The sequence below is a fragment of the Pseudomonas sp. L13 genome (assembly GCF_009935965.1).
Classification (GTDB): Bacteria; Pseudomonadota; Gammaproteobacteria; order Pseudomonadales; family Pseudomonadaceae; genus Aquipseudomonas; species Aquipseudomonas lactis.
This window is the reverse complement of record NZ_QODJ01000061.1, coordinates 26,749-36,081: the sequence shown is the minus strand read 5'-3', so window position 1 is coordinate 36,081 and position 9,333 is coordinate 26,749. Positions and strand designations below refer to the sequence as shown.

Genomic DNA, 9,333 nt, shown 5'->3' with positions numbered 1-9,333 from the left:
AGCCCTTTTGGTTACTTTTGGGGCTCTTTTCCAAAAGTGACCCGCTGTCAGAGCGGAACCCTAAGTGGCCGTTACCGCAGGAATGGATATGTACTCGGTATAACAGTGTCGCCTGCCAGGCCGCCTTCGCGAGCAAGCCCGCTCCCACAGTTGGATCGTGGAGTGTCAGGTAGATAGGGGGCGGCTGGCAGGCCGTCATCGCAGGCAAGCCAGCTCCCACACTTTTTAGCGCGCGCTCAGTTCAGCACTTCGCTCAAGGGAATGAAATTGACCCGGTCGCCAATGGCCAACGTGGTCCCTTCCATCACCTCCACAAAACCCTCAGCCCACGCCGCACTGCGCAGCACCCCGGAGCTTTGGTTGCGGTAGATGATCGCCTTGCCCTGTTCGATCCGCCCGCGCAGGTACTCGCGACGGTTGCCAGGCTTGGGCCAGACAAACCCTGCCGGCACTTCGAAGCGCAACGGCTGCACCTCCACCACACCTTGGCGGCGCAGCAGATACGGACGCGCCAACAGCGCAAAGGTCACCAGGGTCGAAGCCGGGTTGCCCGGCAGGCCGATCACCGGCACGCCACGAAAATGCCCGAAGGTCAGCGGCTTGCCCGGCTTGATCGCCAGCTTCCACAGCGCCAGCTCACCCTCTTCGCGCAAGGCAATGCCGAGGAAGTCCGCCTCGCCCACCGACACACCGCCGGTCGACAGGATCAGGTCAACGCTGCCCAGCCCCGCCAGGCGCGCGCGGGTCTGTTCCAGATCATCCGGCAAAATCCCGGCATCAATCACTTCACAGCCCATGCGCACCAGCCAACTGCACAGCACGCGGCGGTTGCTGTTGTAGATCTGCCCAGGGCCGAGCGGCAGCCCTGGCTCGATCAGCTCATCGCCGGTCGACAACACGGCCACGCGCACGCGCCGCACCACCTCGAGTCGATCACGCCCAAGGGATGCGGCCAAACCCAGCTCGATGGGGCCCAGGCGGGTGCCGGCATTGAGTACGGTCTCGCCGACGGTGGTCTCCTGGCCCTGGGGACGGATGTTGTCGCCCTTGTGCAACGGCTCGGTAAAACTGACGCGCTGGTCGGCATGCACCACGGCGTTTTCCTGCATCTGCACGCAGTCCGCGCCCTGGGGAACCGGCGCGCCGGTAAAAATGCGCGCACAGGTACCGGCCGCCAAGGGTTCAGGGGCAGTGCCGGCGAAAATACGCTGGCTCACCACCAAGGGTTCGCCGGTCCAGTCCGCCAGGCGCACGGCATAGCCGTCCATGGCGCTGTTGGGCCACGGCGGCAGATCGAGCGTGGAGATCAAGTCCTGGGCCAATACCCGGCCATCACACTCAGCCAGGGGCAGCACCTGCTGCTCGCGGATCGGTGCAGTGCCAGCCATGTCGAGCAAACGCTGCAAGGCCGCTTCCACCGGCATCAGGGCGCCGGTCTTGCCGGGCTTATCCACGGGATTCACAAGGTTCGGCCTGCTTGAGGTGCGGGACGAAATTGCACGGGCGGTGACGGTTATCCAACTGCTCGGCGAGGATGCCGTCCCAACCGGTGCGCACGGCATTGGTGGAGCCCGGCAGGCAGCACACCAGGGTGCCATTGGCCAACCCCGCCAAGGCGCGCGATTGCACGGTGGAGGTGCCGATATCGGCCACGGAGATCTGGCGGAACAGCTCGCCGAAACCATCGACCTGCTTGTCGAGCAGGCAGCTCACTGCTTCAGGCGTGCTGTCGCGGCCGGTGAAGCCGGTGCCGCCGGTAATCAGCACCACTTGCACCACGTCTTCGGCGATCCAGTGGGCCACCTGGGCGCGGATCTTGTAGAGGTCGTCCTTGAGCAGCACACGCTCGGCCAGGTGGTGGCCGGCGGCGGTGAGGCGGTCGACGAAGACCTGGCCGGAGGTGTCAGTCTCCAGGGTGCGGGTGTCGCTGACGGTCAATACAGCAATATTGAGGGGTACGAAGGGCGCATCGGCCTTGGCTTTCATGGCACGGTCCGGTTGTCGAAGGAACAGCCCGATGTTATATCACAGGCCCCTGTTTACCTGCCGCAGCGCAACCATCATGAGCTTTGAATTTTCCTCCCTACCGTGTTCAATCCTGTTGTTGGCCGGAGGTCGCGGCCAACGCATGGGCGGCCAGGACAAAGGGCTGCTGGAATGGCAAGGCCAGCCCTTGATCGCCCACTTGCATCAGTTGGCCCGGCCGCGCACCGATGACCTGATCATCTCGTGCAACCGCAACCATGAGCGCTACGAGGCCTATGCCGACCAACTGGTGAGCGATGACAGCCTGGATTTTCCCGGCCCTTTGGCGGGTATCCGCGCGGGACTCTTCGCCGCACGCCATGCGCATCTGCTGATCTTGCCTTGCGATGTGCCGCAGATTGATGCGCGACTATTGGCTGACCTGTGTGCGACCGTACGACGCAACCCGCAACTGCCGGTGATGGTGCGCCAGGGTGAATACTGGGAACCCTTACTGTGCATCATCCCCACTGGCCTGAAAAACCAGGTGGAACAGGCATGGCAAGCGGGTGAACGCAGCCCGCGCAAGCTCTGGCTGCAACTGGGCGCGGTGGCCCTGCAATGCCCGGCCGACGACCCGCGCCTGGCCAATCTTAATACGCCCGAGCTGTTGCACCCCGGGGCTGGCGTGTCAGAATGAACCCTGCACAAGGAACTTTGCCGGCGTCCCGTACGTCACAAGGTCAGCAATTTAAAAGTATTCTCTCGGAGACAAACTCATGACTCAACGGACCATCGCCGCTCTCATGCTTGCACTGGGCCTTGCCACCCTCGCCGGTTGCGCTTCGCCAACAGTGATCACCCTGAATGACGGTCGTGAAATCCAGGCTGTCGACACCCCGAAGTTTGACGAAGATTCGGGCTTCTACGAATTCCAGCAACTTGACGGCAAGCGCACCCGCATCAACAAAGATCAGGTTCGCACCGTTAAAGACCTGTAAGCCTTAGCGCTTGCACACAAGGCCCGCCTCGCGCGGGCCTTGTTGTTCCTGGGGCTTACCAGCCCAGGGTGATCTGGCTGCGGAAGCTGCGCTCCTGGCCGCTCACCGGGTCAATAAAGCGCACGCCCTGGGCCAACAGCTTGAGTGGCCTGGTGTAATCGTCCTCGGCATCCTTGATCACTTCGGGGTAGAACGGGTCATTGCAGATGCTCGCTCCCAGCGCCGTCATATGCACGCGCAGCTGGTGCTTCTTGCCGGTCACCGGGAACAGGCCGTAGCGCCATAGATCGCCATTTTTCTCGCGCACCTCTACCGCCGTCTCAGTGTTGCTAGCGCCCGGCCCTTCCTGCATGCGAAAGAAAGGTTCGCCATCCACCAGGCGGCTTTTGTGCACCAACGGGAAGCTGAGGTGCGGCAAGGCCGGTGCGATGGCTTCGTAGAATTTGTCGATACGTCGAGTGGGAAACAATTGCTGATAGGCCGAACGGCTATGCGGGTTGGCGGAGAACAGCACCAACCCCGCCGTATGCCGGTCAATACGGTGCAGAGGCACCAGGGCGGGGTTGTCCAGGCGCCGGATCAAGCGTCGCAACAAGGTGTGCTCGACGTACTCGCCAGCGGGTGTCACTGGCAGGAAATGCGGTTTGTCCGCTACCACCAGGTGCTCATCGGCGTACAGGATGCTTTCCTGCACCGGAATCACTTTCTCGTTGGGCACTTCGCGAAAGTAATAGATGCACAGGCCTTCCTTGTAGCCCAGGCCCAGGCTGATCGGGCTGCCGTTGACATCCAGCACCCGGCCTCGGGCAATGCGGTCCAGCCACTGTTCACGGCTAATGGCCGGGAAGTGTGCGCACAGGCAGTCGAGCACCGTCCCCCAGGAGCCCGGCGGCAAGTACAGGGTGCTGGCTTGGTGCTGGGAGGGAGAAAAAGTGGAAGTAGACATGCCGACGCTCAAAGCCTGGAAACAGGCGGGCATTATCGCCCATGGCGCGCGATTGCCTAGGGCCTATCTCAGGCCTTGGCCAGTTGAGTCCGCAGCACCGGCGAGGCGCTTGCCGCCTCGGTAAATTCCTTGAGCCAGCGCAGCACGTCCACCGCTTCCCAACGGCCTGGGTCATACAGCGCGTAGAGCAAGCCCTGATACCCCACCACATCCAGCTGCTTGTGATAACCGGCGCGCTGGAACAGCGCCTCGATTTCCGCAAAGCAGGTGTTGAAATGCACTTTGTTAAACGGCGTCTTGCCTTCCGTGACCAGGCCATCGAGGCGCAGTTCGTTCACCGCGTCGCGCACCACATCGGCGGCCATGCGATTGACGCTGCTTTTAAGTTGTTCAACATTCACCACGGGCGTTCCCTCTATTCAATCGCTGTACGAATATACAGTAACTGAATATTTGAAAAGCCGCCATCGCATAAATCTCAGCCCAGGAAGGCAACCACCTGCTCGGTGTCGAACGGCCAGTCCAGTTCCGCCCCGGTGTCCATGCGGCGAAGCACCGGAATCCGCAGGCCGTAGACGTCCGTCAGGTCCTGGGGATCGGTGATATCCACCAACTCCACCAACAGCCCATGTTCGACGAGCGGCATGACTTCGGCTTCGGCGATCTCACACAGATGGCAACCCAGGGTGCCGAACAGCTGGCATTCAGGAAGCATGATGAAAGGACTCAGGTCACAAAACGAACCTCCATTCTAAGCCCAACAAGCCCCTTGTAGGAGCGAGCTTGCTCGCGAAAAACTCCCGTGCGCCGCGTTCATTCAGGAGCCCCGCGCTAGCGTTGACGTTTTTCGCGAGCAAGCTCGCTCCTAGGGTGTAAAAAGCCTGATCCAGATCACCATGGCCTATAACTGATTCAGCGATTCTCGCGGCTTTTTTGCCGCTCACCCTGCAACGGAGATGCCTGTGTTCGCCAACCTGCTGATTATCCTGGCCTCATCCCTGGTGGTGATTGCGCTGTTTCGCCGGCTGCAATTGCCCCCTGTGCTGGGCTACCTGTGCGTTGGCCTGGCAGTGGGGCCCACCGCGTTGGACTGGGTCAATGACAACGAAGACCTGCCGGACCTCGCCGAGATGGGCGTGGTGTTCCTGCTGTTTTCCCTGGGGCTGGAGTTTTCCCTGTCGAAAATGTTGGCGCTGCGCAGCGTGGTCTTCGGCCTGGGCAGCCTGCAGGTGCTGGGGTGTGGGGCATTGCTGGGCGCATTACTGATGGGCTTTGGCCTCGCACCCGGCATCGCGTTGCTGCTGGGCGCAGGGCTGGCGTTATCGTCCACGGCCATTGTCAGCAAGGAGTTGACCAGCCTCGGTGAGATCTTCAGCAGTCATGGCCAGAACGCGATAGGCGTGTTGCTGTTTCAGGACGTCGTGGCGGTGTTGCTGCTGACATTGGTGCCGGTGTTTGCCGGCAGCAGTGACCAAGCCTGGTACTGGGCGCTGCCGCTGACCCTGGGCAAGACCGTGGTGCTGTTCGTGGGCCTGTTGCTCGCCAGCCGCTGGTTGCTGCCGCGCCTGTTCCGTGAAGTCGCCGCGTCTCATTCGGCGGAGCTGTTTGTGCTGCTGGCGCTGGTGATTGTCTTGCTCACCGCGTGGCTCACCCACCTGCTGGGCCTGTCCCCTGCCCTCGGTGCGTTCCTGGCCGGCATGCTGCTGGGCGAGAGTCATTACCGGCACCAGATCGAAGCGGATATCCGCCCGTTTCGCGACATCCTGCTGGGGCTGTTTTTTGTCAGCATCGGCATGCTCATCGACCTGCAGGTGTTCGTCAGCCACAGCCTGTTGATCCTCGGCCTGACCCTCACGTTGATGCTGGTCAAAGGCATGGTGGTCGCGGCGCTGGTCAAATGGCGTAACAGCGACACCGAAACGGCCTGGCGCAGCGGCCTGGCATTGGCCCAGGGCGGCGAGTTCTGTTTTGCGCTGATGGCGCAGATGCAGCAGAGCCGGTTGATCCCCGATGAGTTCAACGGCTTGCTATTGGCCGCCACCTTCTGCTCGATGCTGCTGACACCGCTGCTGTTGCGTGCGGCACCGGCCGTTGCCCTGCGCCTGCACCGCAAGCCCAACCAGCAAGTGCAACTGGAGCAGATCACCGCGCTCAATGCCCAACTGCACGGGCACGTGGTGATTTGCGGGTATGGCCGCGTAGGTCAGTCCATCGGGCGCTTTATGCGCCGCGAACAACAGGCGTTTATCGCCCTGGATGATGACCCCGAACGGGTGCAGGAAGCCGCCACCGAGGACAGCAGCGTGCATTACGGCGACTGCCGCCGTGGCGCCTTGCTCAGCGCCGTCGGCCTGGAGCGGGCGCGGTTGGTGGTGATCGCGGTGGACAACAGCGATGTCGCCCTGGTGGTGCTCAAGGAGGCGCGGCAGCTCAACCCCGACGTGCCGATCCTGGTGCGCACCCGCGATGACAGCCAGTTGGCTGAGCTCAAGGCCGCGGGCGCCAGCGAAGTGGTGCCCGAGTTGCTGGAGTCGAGCCTGATGCTCGCCGCCCATGCCCTGATCCTGCTGGGCCTGCCGGACCAACAGGTGCAGGCGCGGGTGGATGAGGTACGGCACAACCGCTACCGCCTGCTACACGGTTTTTACCCGCCGCCAAACACTGACGAAGAAGCGCCGATCAATCCTGACTGACCGCGCCGATTTTGTGGATCGACAGGTCCGCACCGTAATACTCCTGTTCCTGAGTCAAGCGCAGCCCTTGCACGCGCTTGATCACGCCGTACACCAGCAAGCCGCCGCCAAACGCTACCGTCACGCCCAGCCCGGTGCCGATCAACTGGCTGATCAGGCTCACACCGCCCAGCCCACCCAGGGCGGTCTGACCGAAGATGCCGCAGGCAATGCCGCCCCACACACCACACAAGCCATGCAACGGCCACACGCCCAGCACGTCGTCGATCTTCCAACGTGCCTGGGCCGCGATAAAACACCACACGAACAAGCCGCCAGCCACCACGCCCGTGACCAACGCGCCCACCGGGTGCATCAGGTCGGAGCCGGCGCAAATCGCCACCAACCCGGCCAAGGGACCATTGTGCAAAAAGCCAGGATCGTTACGGCCAATCACCAGCGCAGCCACGGTGCCACCGACCATGGCCATCAGCGAATTGACCGCCACCAGGCCACTGACGCCATTGAGGGTTTGCGCGCTCATCACGTTAAAGCCGAACCAGCCCACGATCAGAATCCACGAGCCCAGCGCCAGGAAAGGAATGCTCGACGGCGCAAACGCCACCAGGCGCCCTTCGCGATACCGCCCATTGCGAGGGCCCAGCAACAATACCGCCGCCAGCGCCAGCCAGCCGCCCATGGCGTGCACCACCACGGAGCCGGCAAAGTCGTGGAAGCTGGCGCCAAAGGTTGCGAGCAGCCAGGCTTGCAGGCCAAAGTTGCCGTTCCACACCAGGCCTTCGAAGAACGGGTAAATAAACGCCACGATCAGCGCGGTGGCACACAGCTGCGGCGCAAACTTCGCACGCTCGGCAATCCCGCCGGAAATGATCGCCGGAATCGCCGCGGCAAACGTCAGCAGGAAGAAAAACTTCACCAGGCCGTAACCATGATCGGCGCTGATCACGGCGGCCGGTTGCAGGAAGCTCACACCGTAGGAGATCCAATAGCCTATAAAGAAATAGGCCAGCGTTGAAATCGCAAAATCACTGAGGATTTTCGACAAGGCGTTGACCTGGTTCTTCTGGCGTACCGTGCCGACTTCAAGGAAGGCAAAGCCGGCGTGCATGGCCAGTACCATGACCGCGCCAATCAGGATGAACAGGGTGTTGGAACTGTGGACAAGGGTGTCCACTGCGCTTTGCAAGTTTTCCATGGAGGGTGGCAGGCCTGCATCAAGGCAAAAAGCACCAAAGCGGTTCAAGCCAGGGTTTCACGCACTAAATTGGCACCGCCGGCTTCGCCCCTCTTCAGAGGGCGTGAACCGCTTTAGCGCAGCGATCAACACAACAGGCCGTTGCCGACAGGGTTTTTCCGCGAAGTTGAGTGATTTAGGGTAAGGTTTTTCAAGGTTTTTACCTCGACCGCCCGGATTCAGCGCAGGCCTCAGGGCCTGCGCACCAAGGCAAAGCAAAAGCTGTACCACACAATTGCACTGAACCTTCAGCCAACGCCGCGACTCGAAACCACACGTACAGATCAGCTACCCACGGAGACAACCATGGCCGGTAAAACAGCAAAGACTGCTCAAGAGATACTGATGGAGGATTTTCAAACCCTGGTCAGCGATACCGAAAAGTTGCTGGACGACACCGCCGTGCTGGCCGGTGACCAGGCTGACGAGCTGCGCACCAAGATCCACGAGAGCTTGCTCAAGGCCCGCGAGACCCTGCAACTGACCGAAGACTCATTGCGCGAGCGCGGCCAGGCGGCGATCACTGCCACCGAAGACTACGTGCAAGCCAACCCATGGCAGTCGGTCGGCATTGCTGCCGGCGTAGGCTTTTTGATCGGTCTGCTGGCTACAAGGCGCTAACCATGTCTATCGGCGAATCCAGCTCATCCACGAGCGCACATTCCTCAGCAAGCGGTTCGACTTCCCGACGCCTGGGCGCAGCTGTGCTGGGCTTGCTGCACAGTCACGTCGAGTTGTTTGGCATTGAATTACAAGAGCAAAAGGCCCGTACCGTCAGCCTTTTGCTGTTTGCCGGCCTGGCGTTGGTGTTTGCCCTGCTGTTGCTGGTGGGGTTGTCGACGCTGGTGATGATCCTGGTGTGGGACACAGGCTATCGCCTCACCGGTATCATCTGCCTGTGCGTGTTCTATAGCCTGGCCGCTGCGTTCTGCGGTGTGCGTTTGAAGGCGGCGGTGTTCGATGAATCCACGCCCTTCCACGCCACGCTCGAAGAACTGGCCAATGACCGGGAGCGCCTGCTGCCATGAGCATGACTGAGATCCCGCAAAACACGTCACGCCGGGAAATGCGCAAAGCCTTGATCCGCCTGCGCATGGAAATGCACCGTCAGGAAATCCGGCATGAGTCCCAACAACTCATGGCGCCCCTGCACAAAATGCGCAACATGCGCCACAACTGGCAGGACAGCCTGGGCATCAAGCACGCGCCGTTGTGGGGCGTGGCGGCGGTCACGCTGATGGGCTTCTTTACCGGCAAAGGCGCCAAGGGCGGCAGCATCAGCAGCGTCACGCGCCTGGTGCGGTTGGGTGCCGGGTTGATCCCGCTGATCAAGTTGGCCATGCAAGGCTCTTCGCGCAAAAGCTGACCTTCGAAAGCCAATGACCGCAATGACCAGACACCTGCTGGTCATTGCGGTTTTTTGCGCTGGCTGTTAATTGATATCGACCCGGCTTACCGCTGGATTCGCTTGCACCACAAAAGCCGAAGCGGGAA

At 61.6% G+C, this 9,333-nt stretch carries 12 protein-coding genes; 6 read left to right on the top strand and 6 right to left on the bottom strand.

What is annotated here, in order from left to right; translation table 11 throughout:
• Positions 1 to 236: 236 nt before the first annotated feature.
• Together glp and moaB are read right to left on the bottom strand one after the other, a co-directional pair.
• The gene (gene glp, locus DK871_RS23710; RefSeq protein ID WP_161906839.1) at positions 237 to 1,463 is read right to left on the bottom strand and encodes a gephyrin-like molybdotransferase Glp; all 1,227 of its coding nucleotides are present in this window, start codon (positions 1,461 to 1,463) and stop codon (positions 237 to 239) included.
• Complete coding sequence (gene moaB / locus DK871_RS23705; protein WP_032892684.1) at positions 1,447 to 1,986, bottom strand: molybdenum cofactor biosynthesis protein B; 540 nt, start codon at positions 1,984 to 1,986, stop codon at positions 1,447 to 1,449. The genes glp and moaB overlap by 17 nt, the downstream gene beginning before the upstream one ends.
• Before the next feature lie 76 nt (positions 1,987 to 2,062).
• On the opposite strand from moaB, the gene mobA reads away from it, so the two are divergent.
• Positions 2,063 to 2,665 (top strand): molybdenum cofactor guanylyltransferase MobA, encoded by a 603-nt coding sequence (gene mobA / locus DK871_RS23700; RefSeq protein ID WP_161906838.1) that lies wholly within the window; start codon positions 2,063 to 2,065, stop codon positions 2,663 to 2,665.
• Between the two features lie 79 nt (positions 2,666 to 2,744).
• Entirely contained in the window at positions 2,745 to 2,966 is a 222-nt protein-coding gene (locus DK871_RS23695) for a YgdI/YgdR family lipoprotein (protein ID WP_005786486.1), read from the top strand.
• A 55-nt stretch (positions 2,967 to 3,021) separates the two neighbouring features.
• Here the strand turns inward: DK871_RS23695 and DK871_RS23690 are convergent, their stop codons facing one another.
• The 3 genes from DK871_RS23690 to DK871_RS23680 all read right to left on the bottom strand — a co-directional run bounded on the left by DK871_RS23690 (position 3,022) and on the right by DK871_RS23680 (position 4,627).
• A complete protein-coding gene (locus DK871_RS23690) occupies positions 3,022 to 3,912 on the bottom strand; it encodes a pseudouridine synthase (protein WP_161906837.1) in 891 nt (296 codons plus the stop codon).
• Positions 3,913 to 3,980: 68 nt separating this feature from the next.
• A complete protein-coding gene (locus DK871_RS23685) occupies positions 3,981 to 4,316 on the bottom strand; it encodes a transcriptional regulator (protein WP_161906836.1) in 336 nt (111 codons plus the stop codon).
• A gap of 74 nt (positions 4,317 to 4,390) precedes the next feature.
• On the bottom strand, positions 4,391 to 4,627 hold the full coding sequence (locus DK871_RS23680; RefSeq protein ID WP_161906835.1) for a glutaredoxin family protein: 237 nt from the start codon (positions 4,625 to 4,627) through the stop codon (positions 4,391 to 4,393).
• A gap of 247 nt (positions 4,628 to 4,874) precedes the next feature.
• On the opposite strand from DK871_RS23680, the gene DK871_RS23675 reads away from it, so the two are divergent.
• Positions 4,875 to 6,605: a monovalent cation:proton antiporter-2 (CPA2) family protein gene (locus tag DK871_RS23675; RefSeq protein ID WP_178116081.1), complete on the top strand. Its 1,731-nt coding sequence runs from the start codon at positions 4,875 to 4,877 to the stop codon at positions 6,603 to 6,605.
• On the opposite strand, the gene DK871_RS23670 is transcribed toward DK871_RS23675, so the two are convergent.
• On the bottom strand, positions 6,592 to 7,800 hold the full coding sequence (locus DK871_RS23670; protein ID WP_161906833.1) for an ammonium transporter: 1,209 nt from the start codon (positions 7,798 to 7,800) through the stop codon (positions 6,592 to 6,594). The genes DK871_RS23675 and DK871_RS23670 overlap by 14 nt on opposite strands.
• 345 nt (positions 7,801 to 8,145) lie before the next feature.
• Here DK871_RS23670 and DK871_RS23665 point away from each other — a divergent pair, with 345 nt between their 5' ends.
• From DK871_RS23665 to DK871_RS23655, 3 genes are read left to right on the top strand one after another with little or no spacing between them, the layout of a single operon-like run.
• A complete protein-coding gene (locus DK871_RS23665; protein WP_003189926.1) occupies positions 8,146 to 8,460 on the top strand; it encodes a YqjD family protein in 315 nt (104 codons plus the stop codon).
• A gap of 2 nt (positions 8,461 to 8,462) precedes the next feature.
• Complete coding sequence (locus DK871_RS23660) at positions 8,463 to 8,867, top strand: phage holin family protein (RefSeq protein ID WP_005786473.1); 405 nt, start codon at positions 8,463 to 8,465, stop codon at positions 8,865 to 8,867.
• Positions 8,864 to 9,205 (top strand): hypothetical protein, encoded by a 342-nt coding sequence (locus tag DK871_RS23655; RefSeq protein ID WP_056789259.1) that lies wholly within the window; start codon positions 8,864 to 8,866, stop codon positions 9,203 to 9,205. Before DK871_RS23660 ends, DK871_RS23655 begins: the two co-directional genes overlap by 4 nt.
• The last annotated feature ends 128 nt before the right edge of the window (positions 9,206 to 9,333 follow it).

Bases quoted from the DNA above. Each gene is read 5' to 3' on its own strand.
- moaB (WP_032892684.1), bottom strand. From the start codon at position 1,986: ATGAAAGCCAAGGCCGATGCGCCCTTCGTACCCCTCAATATTGCTGTA.
- mobA (WP_161906838.1), top strand. From the start codon at position 2,063: ATGAGCTTTGAATTTTCCTCCCTACCGTGTTCAATCCTGTTGTTGGCC.
- DK871_RS23695 (WP_005786486.1), top strand. From the start codon at position 2,745: ATGACTCAACGGACCATCGCCGCTCTCATGCTTGCACTGGGCCTTGCC.
- DK871_RS23690 (WP_161906837.1), bottom strand. From the start codon at position 3,912: ATGTCTACTTCCACTTTTTCTCCCTCCCAGCACCAAGCCAGCACCCTG.
- DK871_RS23680 (WP_161906835.1), bottom strand. From the start codon at position 4,627: ATGCTTCCTGAATGCCAGCTGTTCGGCACCCTGGGTTGCCATCTGTGT.
- DK871_RS23670 (WP_161906833.1), bottom strand. From the start codon at position 7,800: ATGGAAAACTTGCAAAGCGCAGTGGACACCCTTGTCCACAGTTCCAAC.
- DK871_RS23665 (WP_003189926.1), top strand. From the start codon at position 8,146: ATGGCCGGTAAAACAGCAAAGACTGCTCAAGAGATACTGATGGAGGAT.
- DK871_RS23660 (WP_005786473.1), top strand. From the start codon at position 8,463: ATGTCTATCGGCGAATCCAGCTCATCCACGAGCGCACATTCCTCAGCA.
- DK871_RS23655 (WP_056789259.1), top strand. From the start codon at position 8,864: ATGAGCATGACTGAGATCCCGCAAAACACGTCACGCCGGGAAATGCGC.